This window comes from Bacillus sp. FSL L8-0358 (genome assembly GCF_038593095.1).
GTDB classification, from domain to species: domain Bacteria; phylum Bacillota; class Bacilli; order Bacillales; family Bacillaceae; genus Bacillus; species Bacillus subtilis.
Map to the genome: position 1 here is coordinate 128781 of NZ_CP151962.1, position 16522 is coordinate 145302.

Sequence of the window (16522 nt, forward strand, 5' to 3'; positions counted from 1 at the left end):
TATGTCTTATGATAAAGTATCACAGGCCAAATCAATTATTATTGGTACGAAGCAAACAGTGAAAGCTCTAAAGCGAGGTTCAGTAAAGGAAGTAGTCGTTGCAAAAGACGCAGATCCGATACTCACGTCAAGTGTTGTTTCACTTGCTGAAGATCAAGGTATCTCTGTCTCAATGGTTGAATCCATGAAAAAGCTCGGCAAAGCCTGCGGAATTGAGGTAGGAGCAGCCGCTGTTGCCATTATTTTATAACGTACTTTTGTTTTTGCGTAAGATTCCATCTTGTGTAAAGACATTGTTTTTTGCCTTTTGATGAACCACCTGGGTATGTGGGTTATAAAACGTAATGAAGGGAGGAAAAATTCATGCCTACAATTAATCAGCTAATTCGCAAAGGACGCGTGAGTAAAGTAGAAAACTCAAAGTCTCCTGCACTTAACAAAGGATACAACAGCTTTAAAAAAGAGCACACTAACGTATCTTCTCCACAAAAACGCGGGGTATGTACTCGTGTTGGTACAATGACACCGAAAAAACCGAACTCAGCACTTCGTAAATATGCTCGTGTTCGTTTGACTAACGGAATCGAGGTTACTGCTTACATTCCTGGTATCGGTCACAACCTGCAAGAGCACAGTGTTGTACTTATCCGCGGCGGACGTGTAAAAGACTTACCAGGGGTACGTTACCACATCGTTCGTGGTGCGCTTGATACTGCTGGAGTTGAAAACCGTGCACAAGGCCGTTCTAAATACGGTACGAAAAAACCTAAAGCAAAATAATATACGAAAATACGCATAATTGATGAAGGGAGGATATTCAGATGCCACGTAAAGGTCCTGTAGCAAAAAGAGATGTTTTACCTGATCCGATTTACAACTCTAAGCTTGTATCTCGTCTAATCAACAAAATGATGATCGATGGTAAAAAAGGTAAGTCTCAAACAATCCTATACAAGTCATTCGATATCATTAAAGAACGTACTGGCAATGATGCAATGGAGGTTTTCGAACAAGCATTGAAAAACATCATGCCTGTACTTGAAGTAAAAGCACGCCGTGTAGGTGGTGCGAACTACCAAGTTCCTGTAGAAGTTCGTCCTGAACGTCGTACGACTCTTGGACTTCGCTGGTTAGTTAACTACGCTCGTCTTCGCGGAGAAAAAACGATGGAAGAGCGTTTAGCTAACGAAATCCTTGACGCAGCTAACAACACTGGTGCTGCTGTTAAGAAACGTGAAGACACTCATAAGATGGCTGAAGCAAACAAAGCATTTGCTCACTATCGCTGGTAGGATTTATAGATTAACAAAACACAATTTCCTAATAAGGAAGGAGAAATTACCCAATGGCAAGAGAGTTCTCCTTAGAAAAAACTCGTAATATCGGTATCATGGCTCACATCGATGCCGGTAAAACGACTACTACAGAACGTATCTTGTTCTATACTGGTCGTATCCACAAAATTGGTGAAACTCATGAAGGAGCTTCACAAATGGACTGGATGGAGCAGGAACAAGAACGTGGTATCACAATCACTTCCGCTGCGACAACTGCTCAGTGGAAAGGATACCGCGTAAACATCATCGATACTCCAGGACACGTAGACTTCACAGTTGAAGTTGAACGTTCTCTTCGTGTACTTGATGGTGCTGTTGCTGTACTTGACGCGCAATCAGGCGTTGAGCCTCAAACAGAAACTGTTTGGCGTCAGGCAACAACTTATGGAGTACCGCGTATCGTTTTTGTTAACAAAATGGACAAAATCGGTGCAGACTTCCTTTACTCTGTAGGAACTTTAAGAGACCGTCTTCAAGCAAACGCTCATGCAATTCAATTGCCGATCGGTGCTGAAGATAACTTCGAAGGTATCATTGACCTTGTAGAAAACGTTGCGTATTTCTACGAAGATGACCTCGGAACTCGTTCTGATGCAAAAGAAATCCCTGAAGAGTACAAAGAGCAAGCTGAAGAGCTTCGCAACAGCCTTATTGAAGCTGTATGTGAGCTTGATGAAGAGCTTATGGATAAGTACCTTGAGGGTGAAGAAATCACAATTGACGAGTTAAAAGCAGGAATTCGTAAAGGTACATTAAATGTTGAATTCTACCCTGTTCTTGTTGGTTCTGCCTTCAAAAACAAAGGTGTTCAACTAGTACTTGATGCTGTTCTTGACTACCTTCCTGCACCAACTGACGTTGCTGCAATCAAAGGTACACGTCCTGATACAAATGAAGAGATTGAGCGTCATTCTTCTGACGAAGAGCCATTCTCTGCATTAGCATTTAAGGTTATGACTGACCCTTACGTTGGTAAGTTGACGTTCTTCCGTGTGTACTCTGGAACACTTGATTCTGGTTCATACGTGAAAAACTCTACTAAAGGCAAACGTGAGCGTGTTGGACGTATTCTTCAAATGCACGCTAACAGCCGTGAAGAAATCTCTACTGTATACGCAGGGGATATCGCAGCTGCTGTAGGTCTAAAAGATACAACTACTGGAGATACTCTATGTGATGAGAAGGATCTTGTTATCCTTGAGTCAATGGAATTCCCAGAACCAGTTATCGACGTTGCTATTGAGCCTAAATCAAAAGCTGACCAAGATAAAATGGGTATCGCTTTAGCGAAACTTGCTGAAGAAGATCCTACATTCCGTACTCAAACAAACCCAGAAACTGGCCAAACGATCATCTCTGGTATGGGTGAACTTCACCTTGATATCATTGTTGACCGTATGAAACGCGAATTTAAAGTAGAAGCCAATGTTGGTGCTCCTCAAGTTGCGTACCGTGAAACATTCCGTACCGGTGCAAAAGTTGAAGGTAAATTCGTACGTCAGTCTGGTGGACGCGGTCAGTTCGGACACGTTTGGATCGAATTCGAACCAAACGAAGAAGGCGCTGGCTTTGAATTTGAAAATGCGATTGTCGGTGGGGTTGTTCCTCGTGAATACATCCCAGCTGTTCAAGCAGGTCTGGAAGATGCACTTGAAAATGGTGTACTAGCAGGCTTCCCGCTTATCGACATTAAAGCTAAACTTTTCGACGGTTCTTACCATGATGTTGACTCAAACGAAATGGCATTTAAAGTTGCTGCTTCTATGGCATTGAAAAATGCAGTCAGCAAATGTAACCCAGTTCTTCTTGAACCAATCATGAAAGTAGAAGTGGTTATTCCAGAAGAATACATGGGAGATATCATGGGTGATATCACTTCACGTCGCGGACGCGTAGAAGGTATGGAAGCACGCGGTAACGCTCAAGTTGTTCGCGCTATGGTTCCTCTTGCTGAAATGTTCGGTTACGCTACTGCACTTCGTTCTAATACGCAAGGTCGCGGTACGTTCACTATGCACATGGATCACTACGAAGAAGTGCCGAAGAGCGTCGCAGAAGAAATTATCAAAAAAAATAAAGGCGAATAATTGATTTTGCCGCTTAACTCAAGTATAACTACTATTGTAAGATGAGGAAGTGAAAGCTTTCTTTCACTTCCTATCACTCTATACATTACTAATTAAAAGCTCTTAAGGAGGATTTTAGAATGGCTAAAGAAAAATTCGACCGTTCCAAATCACATGCCAATATTGGTACAATTGGACACGTTGACCATGGTAAAACAACTTTAACTGCTGCTATCACAACAGTACTTCATAAGAAATCTGGTAAAGGTACAGCTATGGCGTACGATCAAATTGATGGTGCTCCAGAAGAACGCGAGCGCGGTATCACAATCTCTACTGCACACGTTGAGTACGAAACTGAAACTCGTCACTATGCACACGTTGACTGCCCAGGACACGCTGACTATGTTAAAAACATGATCACTGGTGCTGCGCAAATGGACGGAGCTATCCTTGTAGTATCTGCTGCTGATGGCCCAATGCCACAAACTCGTGAGCACATCCTTCTTTCTAAAAACGTTGGTGTACCATACATCGTTGTATTCTTAAACAAATGCGACATGGTAGACGACGAAGAGCTTCTTGAACTAGTTGAAATGGAAGTTCGCGATCTTCTTAGCGAATACGACTTCCCTGGCGATGATGTACCAGTTGTTAAAGGTTCTGCTCTTAAAGCTCTTGAAGGAGACGCTGAGTGGGAAGCTAAAATCTTCGAACTTATGGATGCGGTTGATGAGTACATCCCAACTCCAGAACGCGACACTGAAAAACCATTCATGATGCCAGTTGAGGACGTATTCTCAATCACTGGTCGTGGTACAGTTGCTACTGGCCGTGTAGAACGCGGACAAGTTAAAGTCGGTGACGAAGTTGAAATCATCGGTCTTCAAGAAGAGAACAAGAAAACAACTGTTACAGGTGTTGAAATGTTCCGTAAGCTTCTTGATTACGCTGAAGCTGGTGACAACATTGGTGCCCTTCTTCGCGGTGTATCTCGTGAAGAAATCCAACGTGGTCAAGTACTTGCTAAACCAGGTACAATCACTCCACACAGCAAATTCAAAGCTGAAGTTTACGTTCTTTCTAAAGAAGAGGGTGGACGTCATACTCCATTCTTCTCTAACTACCGTCCTCAGTTCTACTTCCGTACAACTGACGTAACTGGTATCATCCATCTTCCAGAAGGCGTAGAAATGGTTATGCCTGGAGATAACACTGAAATGAACGTTGAACTTATCTCTACAATCGCTATCGAAGAAGGAACTCGTTTCTCTATTCGTGAAGGCGGACGTACTGTTGGTTCAGGCGTAGTTTCTACAATCACTGAGTAATAGTATGATTTTAAACGAGACCCCTGCGGGTCTCGTTTTTTGTTTGCTTATCTTTTTCTTGTATAATAGGATCTATCATATTCGAGGGGTTAATATTTATGATTCCTGAAAAGAAATCAATCGCAATCATGAAAGAACTAAGCATTGGAAATACAAAGCAAATGCTGATGATTAATGGAGTTGACGTGAAAAATCCATTGCTGCTTTTTTTACATGGCGGGCCGGGAACGCCGCAAATCGGATATGTTAGACATTATCAAAAAGAGCTGGAACAGTATTTTACAGTAGTTCATTGGGATCAGAGAGGATCGGGGCTTTCTTATTCTAAGCGAATTTCGCATCACTCTATGACAATAAATCACTTCATTAAAGATACAATCCAAGTCACTCAATGGCTTTTAGCTCATTTTTCAAAATCAAAACTTTACCTAGCCGGTCATTCTTGGGGGTCAATACTGGCGCTTCATGTTCTGCAGCAGTGTCCTGATTTATTTTACGCGTATTATGGAATCAGCCAGGTTGTTAACCCTCACGATGAAGAATCAACTGCTTATAAACATATTCGTGAAATTTCTGAATCAAAAAAAGCCAGCTTATTATCTTTCCTCACACGTTTCATTGGTGCTCCGCCTTGGAAGCAGGATATCCAGCACCTTATCTATCGGTTTTGTGTCGAGCTTAGCAGGGGAGGATTCACTCGTCGTCATCGTCAATCTCTAGCTGTAATATTTCAAATGCTTACTGGCAATGAGTATGGAGTGCGGAATATGCACAGCTTCTTTAATGGATTGCGCTTCAGTAAAAAACATTTAACTGATGAGTTGTACCGGTTTAATGCTTTTACATCAGTTCCTTCTATTAAAGTACCGTGTGTTTTCATTTCAGGGAAACATGACTTAATTGTTCCTGCTGAAATATCGAAACAGTATTATCATAAACTTGAGGCACCCGAAAAGCGCTGGTTTCAATTTGAGAACTCAGCTCACACCCCGCATATTGAGGAGCCGTCATTATTCGCGAACACATTAAGTCGACATGCACGACACCATTTATGATAGATCCTTGATAAATAAGAAAAACCCCTGTATAATAAAAAAAGTGTGCAAACCATGCATATTTTAAATAAGTCTTGCAACATGCGCCTATTTTCTGTATAATGGTGTATGTTGGTCTTTGACTGCGATGAAGTGAGAGGTTGCTGACACACCCGGCCGCTTTGCCATGGCAAGGTGTTCAGGTTTTTCTCACGGAGAACTGTCTAACGTGATGTAGGCGAAAAGGAGGGAAAATAATGGCAAAACAAAAAATTCGTATTCGTTTGAAAGCATATGATCATAGAATCCTTGATCAATCTGCAGAGAAGATTGTTGAAACGGCAAAACGTTCTGGTGCCAGCGTATCTGGTCCGATTCCGTTGCCAACTGAAAAATCAGTTTACACAATCCTTCGTGCGGTGCACAAATACAAAGATTCTCGTGAGCAATTTGAAATGCGTACACATAAACGTTTAATCGACATTGTGAACCCAACACCACAAACTGTTGATGCTCTTATGCGATTAGACTTACCATCTGGTGTCGATATCGAAATTAAACTTTAATTCTAAAATATAGAATGATCTTAATAGGAGGTGTGACGAATGACCAAAGGAATCTTAGGAAGAAAAATTGGTATGACGCAAGTATTCGCTGAGAATGGTGATCTTATTCCGGTAACTGTTATCGAGGCTGCTCCAAACGTTGTTCTTCAAAAGAAAACAGCTGAAAACGACGGTTACGAAGCAATCCAGCTTGGTTTTGACGACAAGCGTGAAAAGCTTTCTAACAAACCTGAAAAAGGACACGTTGCAAAAGCGGAAACTGCTCCTAAGCGCTTCGTTAAAGAATTACGCGGAGTGGAAATGGATGCGTATGAAGTTGGTCAGGAAGTCAAGGTTGAAATTTTCTCTGCTGGAGAAATCGTAGATGTAACAGGAGTATCTAAAGGTAAAGGTTTCCAAGGTGCGATCAAGCGCCACGGACAATCTCGCGGACCTATGTCTCACGGTTCACGCTACCACCGTCGTCCTGGTTCAATGGGACCTGTAGATCCTAACCGTGTATTCAAAGGTAAATTATTACCTGGACGTATGGGCGGAGAGCAAATCACTGTTCAAAACCTTGAAATCGTAAAAGTTGATGCAGAACGCAATCTTCTTTTGATCAAAGGTAACGTACCTGGTGCGAAGAAATCTTTAATCACTGTTAAAAGTGCTGTTAAATCTAAATAATTCTCTTAGGAAAGGAGGAAATTGATTATGCCAAAAGTAGCATTATACAACCAAAACGGTTCTACTGCTGGTGACATCGAATTAAACGCTTCTGTATTTGGTATCGAACCAAATGAGAGTGTTGTATTCGACGCTATTCTTATGCAAAGAGCTTCCTTACGTCAAGGAACTCACAAAGTAAAAAATCGTTCTGAAGTACGCGGCGGAGGTCGTAAACCATGGCGTCAAAAAGGTACTGGACGTGCCCGTCAAGGTTCAATCCGTTCACCGCAATGGCGCGGAGGTGGTGTCGTATTCGGCCCAACACCACGCAGCTATTCTTATAAATTACCTAAAAAAGTTCGCCGCTTGGCAATCAAATCAGTATTGTCTTCTAAAGTGATCGACAACAACATCATCGTTCTTGAAGATCTTACTCTTGATACGGCTAAAACAAAAGAAATGGCAGCTATCCTTAAAGGATTATCTGTTGAGAAAAAAGCTTTAATCGTAACTGCGGATGCAAATGAAGCAGTAGCATTATCTGCTCGTAACATTCCTGGAGTTACTGTTGTTGAAGCTAACGGAATCAACGTTTTAGACGTTGTCAACCACGAGAAGCTTCTGATTACAAAAGCAGCGGTTGAAAAAGTAGAGGAGGTGCTTGCATAATGAAAGATCCTCGTGATGTTCTAAAGCGCCCCGTCATTACTGAACGTTCTGCTGATTTAATGACTGAAAAAAAATATACTTTTGAAGTTGATGTAAGAGCTAACAAAACAGAAGTGAAAGACGCGGTTGAAAGCATCTTTGGAGTGAAAGTTGACAAAGTCAACATCATGAACTACAAAGGCAAATCAAAACGTGTTGGACGCTACACTGGTATGACTAGCCGTCGCAGAAAAGCGATCGTAAAACTTACTGCAGACAGCAAAGAAATCGAAATTTTTGAAGCTTAATTATCTGTAAAAAGAAGGAGGGAAATTCAAAATGGCGATTAAAAAGTATAAACCGACCTCTAATGGACGTCGTGGCATGACAACTTCAGATTTTGCTGAAATCACGACTGACAAGCCGGAAAAATCCTTGCTTGCTCCCCTTCACAAAAAAGGCGGACGTAACAACCAAGGTAAATTGACTGTACGTCACCAAGGTGGCGGACATAAACGCCAATACCGTGTTATCGACTTCAAACGCGATAAAGATGGTATACCTGGACGCGTTGCTACAGTTGAATACGATCCAAACCGTTCAGCTAACATCGCTCTAATCAACTATGCAGACGGAGAAAAACGTTACATTCTTGCTCCTAAAGGAATTCAAGTAGGTACTGAAATCATGTCAGGTCCTGAAGCTGACATTAAAGTAGGTAATGCACTTCCACTTATCAACATCCCTGTTGGTACAGTTGTGCATAACATTGAATTAAAACCTGGTAAAGGCGGACAGCTTGTACGTTCAGCTGGTACATCTGCTCAGGTTCTTGGTAAAGAAGGTAAATACGTTCTTGTACGTCTTAACTCTGGTGAAGTTCGCATGATCCTTTCTGCTTGCCGTGCTTCTATCGGTCAAGTAGGTAACGAACAGCACGAACTTATCAACATTGGTAAAGCTGGACGTTCTCGCTGGAAAGGCATCCGTCCTACAGTTCGTGGTTCTGTAATGAACCCTAACGATCACCCACACGGTGGTGGTGAAGGACGTGCGCCAATCGGACGTAAATCACCAATGTCTCCATGGGGCAAACCAACTCTTGGATTCAAGACTCGTAAGAAAAAGAACAAATCCGATAAATTTATCGTACGTCGTCGTAAAAATAAATAACGGGGTTGTCTACGGTTCTTTTCGGACCGTAGTGCAATCACGAAGGGAGGTTCCAAAATGGCTCGCAGCTTAAAAAAAGGACCATTTGTCGATGGACACTTGATGACTAAAATCGAGAAATTAAATGAAACAGACAAGAAACAAGTCGTAAAAACTTGGTCTCGTCGTTCTACTATTTTCCCACAGTTTATTGGTCACACAATCGCAGTCTATGACGGACGTAAACACGTGCCTGTATTCATTTCTGAAGATATGGTAGGGCACAAGTTGGGTGAATTCGCTCCAACTCGTACGTACAAAGGTCATGCTAGTGATGACAAAAAAACAAGACGCTAAGAGAGGAGGCTTTTAAATGCAAGCTAAAGCTGTTGCAAGAACAGTCCGTATTGCTCCTCGTAAAGCACGTCTAGTAATGGACCTGATTCGAGGCAAGCAAGTAGGTGAGGCAGTATCAATCTTGAACCTTACACCAAGAGCTGCTTCTCCAATTATCGAGAAAGTATTAAAATCCGCTATTGCAAATGCTGAGCATAACTATGAAATGGACGCTAACAACCTGGTTATTTCTCAAGCATTCGTTGACGAAGGCCCTACGTTAAAAAGATTTCGCCCACGTGCTATGGGACGTGCGAGCCAAATCAACAAACGTACGAGCCACATTACAATCGTTGTATCAGAAAAGAAGGAGGGATAAGTAGTGGGTCAAAAGGTAAATCCAGTCGGTCTTCGTATCGGAGTCATTCGTGATTGGGAATCTAAGTGGTACGCTGGTAAAGATTACGCTGACTTCCTGCACGAAGATTTAAAAATTCGTGAATACATTAGCAAACGCCTTTCTGACGCTTCTGTTTCTAAAGTAGAAATCGAGCGTGCAGCAAACCGCGTTAACATTACGATCCACACAGCTAAGCCTGGTATGGTTATCGGTAAAGGCGGTTCTGAAGTCGAAGCACTTCGCAAAGCCCTTAACAGCCTTACTGGCAAGCGTGTACACATTAACATTCTTGAAATCAAAAGAGCAGATCTTGATGCACAGTTAGTTGCTGACAACATCGCTCGTCAATTAGAAAACCGTGTTTCTTTCCGCCGTGCGCAGAAACAACAAATCCAACGTACTATGCGTGCTGGAGCACAAGGTGTGAAAACAATGGTTTCTGGTCGTCTTGGCGGTGCAGATATCGCTCGTTCTGAATACTACAGTGAAGGAACTGTTCCATTGCACACATTACGTGCGGACATTGACTATGCAACATCTGAAGCTGACACTACTTACGGTAAGCTTGGTGTGAAAGTCTGGATCTATCGTGGAGAGGTTCTTCCTACTAAGAAGAAAACTGAGGAAGGAGGAAAATAATATGTTATTACCAAAACGCGTTAAATATCGCAGAGAGCATCGCGGAAAAATGCGTGGCCGTGCGAAAGGCGGTACTGAAGTACATTTCGGTGAATTCGGTATCCAAGCTCTTGAAGCTTCTTGGATTACTAACCGTCAAATCGAAGCTGCACGTATTGCGATGACTCGTTACATGAAACGTGGCGGTAAAGTTTGGATCAAAATTTTCCCTTCTAAACCTTACACTGCTAAACCACTTGAGGTACGTATGGGATCCGGTAAAGGGGCTCCTGAAGGTTGGGTAGCTGTTGTAAAACCGGGCAAAGTTTTATTTGAAATTTCTGGTGTGTCTGAAGAGGTTGCTCGTGAAGCGCTTCGCCTTGCATCTCACAAATTGCCAATTAAAACGAAGTTCGTAAAACGTGAAGAAATTGGTGGTGAATCAAATGAAAGCTAATGAAATTCGTGACCTTACCACTGCTGAAATTGAACAAAAAGTAAAGTCTCTTAAAGAAGAACTTTTCAATCTTCGCTTTCAATTAGCGACAGGACAACTTGAAAATACTGCTCGCATTCGTGAAGTGCGCAAAGCTATCGCGCGCATGAAAACTGTGATTCGTGAAAGAGAAATTGCTGCTAATAAATAATCACTGAGGGGAGGTCGTGAGCATGAGCGAACGTAACCAACGCAAAGTTTACCAAGGCCGTGTTGTTTCTGACAAAATGGATAAAACCATTACTGTTGTTGTTGAGACATACAAAAAACATACACTTTACGGTAAACGCGTAAAATACTCAAAAAAATTCAAAGCACATGATGAAAATAATCAAGCTAAAATCGGTGACATCGTTAAGATTATGGAAACACGTCCATTGTCTGCAACTAAGCGTTTCCGTCTAGTTGAAGTTGTCGAAGAAGCTGTTATTATCTAATAAAGTTCGGAATTCTTTTTCCGAAGGGAGGTAACAAATAATGATTCAACAAGAGACTCGTTTAAAAGTAGCTGACAACTCTGGCGCACGTGAAGTACTTACTATTAAAGTTCTTGGTGGTTCTGGACGTAAAACAGCTAACATTGGTGATGTAATTGTTTGCACGGTTAAACAAGCAACACCAGGAGGCGTTGTCAAAAAAGGTGAAGTCGTAAAAGCTGTTATCGTTCGCACTAAAAGCGGAGCGCGCAGAAGTGACGGTTCATACATCAGCTTCGATGAGAATGCATGTGTTATCATCCGTGACGACAAGAGCCCACGCGGAACTCGTATCTTCGGACCAGTTGCTCGTGAATTGCGTGAAAACAACTTTATGAAAATTGTTTCTCTAGCTCCAGAAGTTATCTAATGAAATAAATGCCTTACTCAAGGAGGTGCGATCAGGATGCATGTAAAAAAAGGCGATAAAGTTATGGTTATCTCTGGTAAAGATAAAGGCAAACAAGGAACAATCCTTGCTGCTTTCCCTAAAAAGGACCGCGTTTTAGTTGAAGGTGTTAACATGGTAAAGAAACACTCTAAACCAACTCAAGCTAACCCTCAAGGCGGTATTTCTAATCAAGAGGCGCCAATTCATGTATCAAACGTTATGCCGCTCGATCCTAAAACAGGTGAAGTGACTCGCGTAGGATACAAAGTGGAAGATGGCAAAAAAGTTCGTGTAGCAAAAAAATCTGGGCAAGTTCTAGATAAATAGTATTAAAAGGAAGGGAGGTCTATCTCATGAACCGCCTTAAAGAAAAGTACAATAAAGAAATTGCACCTGCTTTAATGACTAAGTTCAACTATGATTCAGTCATGCAAGTGCCTAAAATCGAAAAAATCGTAATCAACATGGGTGTTGGTGACGCTGTTCAAAACGCCAAAGCAATCGACAGTGCTGTTGAAGAATTAACGTTTATCGCAGGTCAAAAACCTGTCGTTACTCGTGCGAAGAAATCAATTGCTGGATTCCGTCTTCGTGAGGGAATGCCTATCGGTGCGAAAGTAACTCTTCGCGGAGAGCGCATGTATGATTTCCTTGATAAACTTATTTCTGTATCTTTACCGCGTGTACGTGACTTCCGCGGGGTTTCTAAAAAATCTTTCGACGGTCGCGGTAACTACACACTTGGTATCAAAGAACAGTTAATCTTCCCTGAAATTGACTACGATAAAGTAACAAAGGTTCGCGGAATGGACATCGTTATCGTAACAACTGCTAATACTGACGAAGAAGCTCGTGAGCTATTAACTCAAGTAGGTATGCCGTTCCAGAAATAATCAATGAAAGGGAGGCGAAATCGTGGCTAAAAAGTCTATGATTGCGAAACAACAACGTACACCAAAGTTTAAAGTACAAGAGTACACACGCTGTGAACGCTGCGGACGTCCGCATTCAGTCATTCGTAAATTTAAACTTTGCCGTATTTGTTTCCGTGAGCTTGCATATAAAGGACAAATTCCTGGCGTGAAAAAAGCCAGCTGGTAATCCCCAAGAAAGGGAAGGAGGTAATTATATAATGGTTATGACAGATCCAATTGCAGATATGCTAACTCGTATTCGCAATGCAAACATGGTACGTCATGAGAAGCTTGAAATTCCTGCTTCTAAATTGAAAAGAGAAATTGCTGAAATTTTAAAGCGTGAAGGTTTCATTCGTGACGTTGAGTTCGTAGAAGACAGCAAACAAGGTATCATCCGCGTTTTCTTGAAATACGGACAAAACAACGAGCGCGTTATCACTGGTCTTAAAAGAATCAGCAAGCCTGGTTTGCGTGTTTATGCTAAATCTAATGAAGTACCTCGCGTACTTAACGGTCTTGGAATCGCGATTATTTCTACATCACAAGGTGTTTTAACGGACAAAGAAGCCCGTGCAAAACAAGCTGGTGGAGAAGTTCTAGCATACGTTTGGTAAGAAGTTTAACATGAATGGAGGTGTTTGGTATGTCTCGTGTAGGTAAGAAGCTACTTGAGATTCCTTCTGATGTTACAGTAACGTTAAATGATAACAACACTGTAGCTGTGAAAGGACCAAAAGGAGAATTAACTCGTACGTTTCACCCTGATATGGAGATTAAAGTAGAGGACAATGTGCTTACAGTCGCTCGTCCTTCTGATCAAAAAGAGCACCGTGCCCTGCATGGTACGACTCGCAGTCTGCTTGGCAACATGGTTGAAGGTGTATCTAAAGGATTTGAAAGAGGTTTGGAATTAGTCGGTGTCGGTTACCGTGCTTCTAAATCCGGAAATAAACTTGTTTTAAACGTTGGATACTCTCATCCTGTTGAGATCGTTCCTGAAGAAGGCATCGAAATCGAAGTTCCTTCTCAAACAAAAGTAGTTGTAAAAGGTACAGACAAAGAACGCGTAGGAGCTATTGCTGCTAACATCCGCGCTGTACGTTCTCCAGAGCCTTACAAAGGTAAAGGAATCCGCTACGAAGGTGAAGTTGTTCGCCGTAAAGAAGGTAAATCTGCTAAGTAAGATCGCTTAAAGTGAAGAAAGGAGTGACCTAGATGATTACGAAAACTAGCAAAAATGCTGCTCGTCTTAAAAGACACGCTCGTGTTCGCGCTAAACTTTCCGGTACTGCTGAAAGACCGCGCCTGAACGTTTTCCGTTCTAACAAGCACATTTACGCTCAAATCATCGATGATGTAAATGGTGTAACACTTGCTAGTGCATCTACTCTCGATAAAGACTTGAACGTTGAAAGCACTGGAGATACTTCTGCTGCTACTAAAGTTGGAGAATTAGTTGCAAAACGCGCTGCTGAAAAAGGCATTTCTGACGTAGTATTTGACCGTGGCGGATACTTATACCATGGACGTGTAAAAGCTTTGGCTGATGCCGCTCGTGAAGCTGGACTTAAATTTTAATAAAAGAAGGAGGGACACATGATTATGCGTCGTATTGACCCAAGCAAATTAGAGTTAGAAGAACGCTTAGTTACGGTTAACCGCGTAGCGAAAGTTGTTAAAGGTGGTCGTCGTTTCCGCTTCGCAGCTCTAGTCGTTGTCGGTGACAAAAACGGACACGTAGGATTCGGTACTGGTAAAGCACAAGAAGTACCAGAAGCGATCCGCAAAGCTGTTGAAGATGCGAAAAAGAATTTGATTGAAGTACCAATGGTTGGAACTACAATTCCACACGAAATCATCGGACGTTTCGGTGCAGGTAACATCTTGTTAAAACCTGCTTCTGAAGGTACTGGAGTTATCGCTGGAGGCCCTGTACGTGCGGTACTTGAGCTAGCTGGTGTAGCTGATATCCTTTCTAAGTCTTTAGGTTCTAACACACCGATCAACATGATTCGTGCAACACTTCAAGGTTTAAGTGAACTTAAACGTGCTGAAGACGTTGCGAAGCTTCGTGGAAAATCTGTAGAAGAACTGTTAGGATAAGGAGGGAACATTAATGGCTAAATTAGAAATTACCCTCAAACGAAGTGTAATCGGTCGCCCGGAAGACCAACGCGTTACTGTAAGAACACTTGGTTTAAAGAAAACAAACCAAACTGTTGTTCATGAAGACAACGCTGCGATCCGTGGTATGATTAATAAAGTATCTCATTTAGTTTCTGTTAAAGAACAATAAAAATATTTGATCGGATAAGGAGGTGTCCTAATGAAACTTCATGAATTAAAACCTTCAGAAGGTTCACGCAAAACGCGTAATCGCGTAGGTCGTGGTATTGGTTCTGGCAACGGTAAAACAGCTGGTAAAGGTCACAAAGGTCAAAACGCTCGTTCTGGCGGCGGTGTACGCCCTGGATTCGAGGGGGGACAAATGCCTTTATTCCAACGTCTTCCTAAACGCGGTTTCACTAACATCAACCGCAAGGAATACGCTGTAGTCAACCTAGACAAATTGAACGGTTTTGCAGAAGGAACGGAAGTCACTCCTGAACTTCTTCTAGAGACTGGTGTTATTAGCAAACTTAATGCAGGAGTAAAGATTCTTGGCAACGGTAAATTAGAGAAAAAATTAACTGTAAAAGCCAATAAATTCTCTGCTTCTGCGAAAGAAGCTGTTGAAGCTGCTGGCGGTACAGCTGAGGTGATCTAACTTGTTTAAAACAATCTCCAACTTTATGCGTGTGAGTGATATCAGGAATAAAATCATATTCACTTTACTCATGCTTATCGTCTTTCGCATAGGTGCGTTTATTCCTGTGCCTTATGTTAACGCTGAAGCGTTACAGGCGCAGTCTCAAATGGGTGTTTTTGATCTCCTTAATACATTTGGCGGCGGTGCGCTTTACCAATTTTCCATTTTCGCAATGGGAATTACTCCTTATATCACGGCTTCGATCATCATTCAGCTGCTTCAGATGGATGTTGTACCGAAGTTTACCGAGTGGTCTAAGCAAGGTGAAGTTGGCCGCCGTAAATTAGCTCAGTTCACAAGGTACTTTACGATTGTGCTTGGTTTCATCCAAGCGTTAGGTATGTCATATGGATTCAACAATCTGGCAAACGGTATGCTGATCGAAAAATCCGGTGTATCGACATATCTTATCATTGCTTTAGTGCTCACTGGCGGAACTGCCTTTTTAATGTGGCTTGGGGAACAAATTACTTCTCATGGAGTAGGCAACGGAATATCGATCATTATCTTCGCGGGGATTGTGTCTAGTATTCCAAAAACAATTGGGCAAATATATGAGACTCAATTTGTCGGTAGCAACGATCAGTTGTTTATTCATATTGTGAAAATCGCACTTCTTGTGATTGCGATTTTAGCAGTTATTGTTGGAGTTATTTTCATTCAGCAAGCCGTACGGAAAATTGCGATTCAATATGCTAAAGGCACAGGTCGTTCACCTGCTGGCGGAGGTCAGTCTACACACCTTCCATTGAAAGTGAATCCTGCAGGGGTTATTCCGGTAATCTTTGCGGTTGCGTTTTTGATAACGCCGCGGACGATCGCGTCATTCTTTGGAACAAACGATGTGACAAAGTGGATTCAAAACAACTTTGATAATACGCATCCGGTGGGTATGGCGATATATGTTGCGTTGATTATTGCCTTTACGTACTTTTATGCTTTTGTACAGGTAAACCCTGAACAAATGGCTGATAACCTTAAAAAACAGGGTGGCTATATCCCGGGGGTTCGTCCAGGGAAAATGACTCAAGATAGAATTACGAGCATTTTGTATCGACTTACGTTTGTGGGTTCTATATTCTTAGCCGTGATTTCCATTCTTCCTATCTTTTTCATTCAATTCGCTGGATTGCCTCAAAGTGCACAAATTGGCGGAACATCTTTGTTAATTGTTGTCGGGGTAGCCTTGGAGACAATGAAACAACTAGAAAGCCAGTTGGTGAAACGAAACTACCGTGGATTTATGAAAAACTAGAGGAAATGGATTTATCCATTCCCTCTTAATAAAGAGAGG

Annotated in this window: 28 protein-coding genes; all 28 read left to right on the forward strand. The window is 42.0% G+C overall.

What is annotated here, in order from left to right:
• Position 1: 1 nt before the first annotated feature.
• The 28 genes from NYE49_RS00690 to secY all read left to right on the forward strand — a co-directional run bounded on the left by NYE49_RS00690 (position 2) and on the right by secY (position 16483).
• Positions 2–250 carry a 50S ribosomal protein L7ae-like protein gene (locus NYE49_RS00690; protein WP_003225778.1) on the forward strand — a complete coding sequence of 83 codons (249 nt, stop codon included), beginning with the start codon at positions 2–4 and terminating at the stop codon, positions 248–250.
• A 113-nt stretch (positions 251–363) separates the two neighbouring features.
• Complete coding sequence (gene rpsL / locus NYE49_RS00695) at positions 364–780, forward strand: 30S ribosomal protein S12 (RefSeq protein ID WP_003225781.1); 417 nt, start codon at positions 364–366, stop codon at positions 778–780.
• A 41-nt stretch (positions 781–821) separates the two neighbouring features.
• Positions 822–1292 carry a 30S ribosomal protein S7 gene (rpsG, locus tag NYE49_RS00700; RefSeq protein WP_003225784.1) on the forward strand — a complete coding sequence of 157 codons (471 nt, stop codon included), beginning with the start codon at positions 822–824 and terminating at the stop codon, positions 1290–1292.
• Positions 1293–1345: 53 nt separating this feature from the next.
• Positions 1346–3424, forward strand: coding sequence for an elongation factor G (fusA, locus tag NYE49_RS00705; RefSeq protein WP_003235056.1), 2079 nt, complete (start codon positions 1346–1348; stop codon positions 3422–3424).
• A gap of 119 nt (positions 3425–3543) precedes the next feature.
• Entirely contained in the window at positions 3544–4734 is a 1191-nt protein-coding gene (gene tuf / locus NYE49_RS00710) for an elongation factor Tu (protein ID WP_003235058.1), read from the forward strand.
• Between the two features lie 98 nt (positions 4735–4832).
• A complete protein-coding gene (locus tag NYE49_RS00715; protein WP_047181979.1) occupies positions 4833–5789 on the forward strand; it encodes an alpha/beta hydrolase in 957 nt (318 codons plus the stop codon).
• 236 nt (positions 5790–6025) lie between these two features.
• The gene (gene rpsJ / locus NYE49_RS00720) at positions 6026–6334 is read left to right on the forward strand and encodes a 30S ribosomal protein S10 (protein ID WP_003156464.1); all 309 of its coding nucleotides are present in this window, start codon (positions 6026–6028) and stop codon (positions 6332–6334) included.
• A 39-nt stretch (positions 6335–6373) separates the two neighbouring features.
• Complete coding sequence (gene rplC, locus NYE49_RS00725; RefSeq protein WP_004399671.1) at positions 6374–7003, forward strand: 50S ribosomal protein L3; 630 nt, start codon at positions 6374–6376, stop codon at positions 7001–7003.
• A gap of 27 nt (positions 7004–7030) precedes the next feature.
• On the forward strand, positions 7031–7654 hold the full coding sequence (gene rplD / locus NYE49_RS00730; RefSeq protein WP_004399658.1) for a 50S ribosomal protein L4: 624 nt from the start codon (positions 7031–7033) through the stop codon (positions 7652–7654).
• Complete coding sequence (rplW, locus tag NYE49_RS00735) at positions 7654–7941, forward strand: 50S ribosomal protein L23 (RefSeq protein WP_003156467.1); 288 nt, start codon at positions 7654–7656, stop codon at positions 7939–7941. Before rplD ends, rplW begins: the two co-directional genes overlap by 1 nt.
• 31 nt (positions 7942–7972) lie before the next feature.
• Positions 7973–8806: a 50S ribosomal protein L2 gene (rplB, locus tag NYE49_RS00740; RefSeq protein ID WP_003225795.1), complete on the forward strand. Its 834-nt coding sequence runs from the start codon at positions 7973–7975 to the stop codon at positions 8804–8806.
• A gap of 57 nt (positions 8807–8863) precedes the next feature.
• Positions 8864–9142: a 30S ribosomal protein S19 gene (gene rpsS, locus NYE49_RS00745; RefSeq protein ID WP_003156472.1), complete on the forward strand. Its 279-nt coding sequence runs from the start codon at positions 8864–8866 to the stop codon at positions 9140–9142.
• A gap of 16 nt (positions 9143–9158) precedes the next feature.
• Positions 9159–9500: a 50S ribosomal protein L22 gene (gene rplV / locus NYE49_RS00750; RefSeq protein ID WP_003156475.1), complete on the forward strand. Its 342-nt coding sequence runs from the start codon at positions 9159–9161 to the stop codon at positions 9498–9500.
• A gap of 3 nt (positions 9501–9503) precedes the next feature.
• Positions 9504–10160 (forward strand): 30S ribosomal protein S3, encoded by a 657-nt coding sequence (gene rpsC, locus NYE49_RS00755; protein WP_003242001.1) that lies wholly within the window; start codon positions 9504–9506, stop codon positions 10158–10160.
• 1 nt (position 10161) lies between these two features.
• Positions 10162–10596 carry a 50S ribosomal protein L16 gene (gene rplP / locus NYE49_RS00760; protein WP_003225801.1) on the forward strand — a complete coding sequence of 145 codons (435 nt, stop codon included), beginning with the start codon at positions 10162–10164 and terminating at the stop codon, positions 10594–10596.
• Complete coding sequence (gene rpmC / locus NYE49_RS00765; protein ID WP_003156482.1) at positions 10586–10786, forward strand: 50S ribosomal protein L29; 201 nt, start codon at positions 10586–10588, stop codon at positions 10784–10786. Before rplP ends, rpmC begins: the two co-directional genes overlap by 11 nt.
• 22 nt (positions 10787–10808) lie before the next feature.
• Positions 10809–11072, forward strand: a complete 264-nt coding sequence (rpsQ, locus tag NYE49_RS00770; protein ID WP_003225804.1) for a 30S ribosomal protein S17 — start codon at positions 10809–10811, stop codon at positions 11070–11072.
• A 40-nt stretch (positions 11073–11112) separates the two neighbouring features.
• Positions 11113–11481, forward strand: coding sequence for a 50S ribosomal protein L14 (rplN, locus tag NYE49_RS00775; RefSeq protein ID WP_003225805.1), 369 nt, complete (start codon positions 11113–11115; stop codon positions 11479–11481).
• 36 nt (positions 11482–11517) lie between these two features.
• Complete coding sequence (gene rplX / locus NYE49_RS00780) at positions 11518–11829, forward strand: 50S ribosomal protein L24 (protein WP_003156486.1); 312 nt, start codon at positions 11518–11520, stop codon at positions 11827–11829.
• A gap of 26 nt (positions 11830–11855) precedes the next feature.
• Complete coding sequence (gene rplE, locus NYE49_RS00785) at positions 11856–12395, forward strand: 50S ribosomal protein L5 (RefSeq protein ID WP_003225809.1); 540 nt, start codon at positions 11856–11858, stop codon at positions 12393–12395.
• Between the two features lie 22 nt (positions 12396–12417).
• Positions 12418–12603 carry a 30S ribosomal protein S14 gene (rpsN, locus tag NYE49_RS00790; RefSeq protein WP_003156488.1) on the forward strand — a complete coding sequence of 62 codons (186 nt, stop codon included), beginning with the start codon at positions 12418–12420 and terminating at the stop codon, positions 12601–12603.
• 31 nt (positions 12604–12634) lie between these two features.
• Complete coding sequence (gene rpsH, locus NYE49_RS00795) at positions 12635–13033, forward strand: 30S ribosomal protein S8 (protein ID WP_003241998.1); 399 nt, start codon at positions 12635–12637, stop codon at positions 13031–13033.
• A gap of 29 nt (positions 13034–13062) precedes the next feature.
• Positions 13063–13602, forward strand: a complete 540-nt coding sequence (gene rplF / locus NYE49_RS00800) for a 50S ribosomal protein L6 (RefSeq protein WP_004399690.1) — start codon at positions 13063–13065, stop codon at positions 13600–13602.
• A gap of 32 nt (positions 13603–13634) precedes the next feature.
• Positions 13635–13997 (forward strand): 50S ribosomal protein L18, encoded by a 363-nt coding sequence (rplR, locus tag NYE49_RS00805; protein ID WP_003225816.1) that lies wholly within the window; start codon positions 13635–13637, stop codon positions 13995–13997.
• A 24-nt stretch (positions 13998–14021) separates the two neighbouring features.
• Entirely contained in the window at positions 14022–14522 is a 501-nt protein-coding gene (gene rpsE / locus NYE49_RS00810; protein ID WP_003328273.1) for a 30S ribosomal protein S5, read from the forward strand.
• Positions 14523–14535: 13 nt separating this feature from the next.
• Positions 14536–14715 carry a 50S ribosomal protein L30 gene (gene rpmD, locus NYE49_RS00815; protein WP_003156497.1) on the forward strand — a complete coding sequence of 60 codons (180 nt, stop codon included), beginning with the start codon at positions 14536–14538 and terminating at the stop codon, positions 14713–14715.
• Positions 14716–14745: 30 nt separating this feature from the next.
• A complete protein-coding gene (gene rplO / locus NYE49_RS00820) occupies positions 14746–15186 on the forward strand; it encodes a 50S ribosomal protein L15 (RefSeq protein ID WP_003225819.1) in 441 nt (146 codons plus the stop codon).
• 1 nt (position 15187) lies between these two features.
• Entirely contained in the window at positions 15188–16483 is a 1296-nt protein-coding gene (gene secY, locus NYE49_RS00825) for a preprotein translocase subunit SecY (protein ID WP_024571501.1), read from the forward strand.
• The last annotated feature ends 39 nt before the right edge of the window (positions 16484–16522 follow it).

Excerpts from the sequence above, each read along its gene's own strand:
- NYE49_RS00690 (WP_003225778.1), top strand. The coding sequence starts at position 2 with ATGTCTTATGATAAAGTATCACAGGCCAAATCAATTATTATTGGTACG.
- rpsL (WP_003225781.1), top strand. The coding sequence starts at position 364 with ATGCCTACAATTAATCAGCTAATTCGCAAAGGACGCGTGAGTAAAGTA.
- rpsG (WP_003225784.1), top strand. The coding sequence starts at position 822 with ATGCCACGTAAAGGTCCTGTAGCAAAAAGAGATGTTTTACCTGATCCG.
- fusA (WP_003235056.1), top strand. The coding sequence starts at position 1,346 with ATGGCAAGAGAGTTCTCCTTAGAAAAAACTCGTAATATCGGTATCATG.
- tuf (WP_003235058.1), top strand. The coding sequence starts at position 3,544 with ATGGCTAAAGAAAAATTCGACCGTTCCAAATCACATGCCAATATTGGT.
- NYE49_RS00715 (WP_047181979.1), top strand. The coding sequence starts at position 4,833 with ATGATTCCTGAAAAGAAATCAATCGCAATCATGAAAGAACTAAGCATT.
- rpsJ (WP_003156464.1), top strand. The coding sequence starts at position 6,026 with ATGGCAAAACAAAAAATTCGTATTCGTTTGAAAGCATATGATCATAGA.
- rplC (WP_004399671.1), top strand. The coding sequence starts at position 6,374 with ATGACCAAAGGAATCTTAGGAAGAAAAATTGGTATGACGCAAGTATTC.
- rplD (WP_004399658.1), top strand. The coding sequence starts at position 7,031 with ATGCCAAAAGTAGCATTATACAACCAAAACGGTTCTACTGCTGGTGAC.
- rplW (WP_003156467.1), top strand. The coding sequence starts at position 7,654 with ATGAAAGATCCTCGTGATGTTCTAAAGCGCCCCGTCATTACTGAACGT.
- rplB (WP_003225795.1), top strand. The coding sequence starts at position 7,973 with ATGGCGATTAAAAAGTATAAACCGACCTCTAATGGACGTCGTGGCATG.
- rpsS (WP_003156472.1), top strand. The coding sequence starts at position 8,864 with ATGGCTCGCAGCTTAAAAAAAGGACCATTTGTCGATGGACACTTGATG.
- rplV (WP_003156475.1), top strand. The coding sequence starts at position 9,159 with ATGCAAGCTAAAGCTGTTGCAAGAACAGTCCGTATTGCTCCTCGTAAA.
- rplP (WP_003225801.1), top strand. The coding sequence starts at position 10,162 with ATGTTATTACCAAAACGCGTTAAATATCGCAGAGAGCATCGCGGAAAA.
- rpmC (WP_003156482.1), top strand. The coding sequence starts at position 10,586 with ATGAAAGCTAATGAAATTCGTGACCTTACCACTGCTGAAATTGAACAA.
- rpsQ (WP_003225804.1), top strand. The coding sequence starts at position 10,809 with ATGAGCGAACGTAACCAACGCAAAGTTTACCAAGGCCGTGTTGTTTCT.
- rplN (WP_003225805.1), top strand. The coding sequence starts at position 11,113 with ATGATTCAACAAGAGACTCGTTTAAAAGTAGCTGACAACTCTGGCGCA.
- rplX (WP_003156486.1), top strand. The coding sequence starts at position 11,518 with ATGCATGTAAAAAAAGGCGATAAAGTTATGGTTATCTCTGGTAAAGAT.
- rplE (WP_003225809.1), top strand. The coding sequence starts at position 11,856 with ATGAACCGCCTTAAAGAAAAGTACAATAAAGAAATTGCACCTGCTTTA.
- rpsH (WP_003241998.1), top strand. The coding sequence starts at position 12,635 with ATGGTTATGACAGATCCAATTGCAGATATGCTAACTCGTATTCGCAAT.
- rplF (WP_004399690.1), top strand. The coding sequence starts at position 13,063 with ATGTCTCGTGTAGGTAAGAAGCTACTTGAGATTCCTTCTGATGTTACA.
- rplR (WP_003225816.1), top strand. The coding sequence starts at position 13,635 with ATGATTACGAAAACTAGCAAAAATGCTGCTCGTCTTAAAAGACACGCT.
- rpsE (WP_003328273.1), top strand. The coding sequence starts at position 14,022 with ATGCGTCGTATTGACCCAAGCAAATTAGAGTTAGAAGAACGCTTAGTT.
- rpmD (WP_003156497.1), top strand. The coding sequence starts at position 14,536 with ATGGCTAAATTAGAAATTACCCTCAAACGAAGTGTAATCGGTCGCCCG.
- rplO (WP_003225819.1), top strand. The coding sequence starts at position 14,746 with ATGAAACTTCATGAATTAAAACCTTCAGAAGGTTCACGCAAAACGCGT.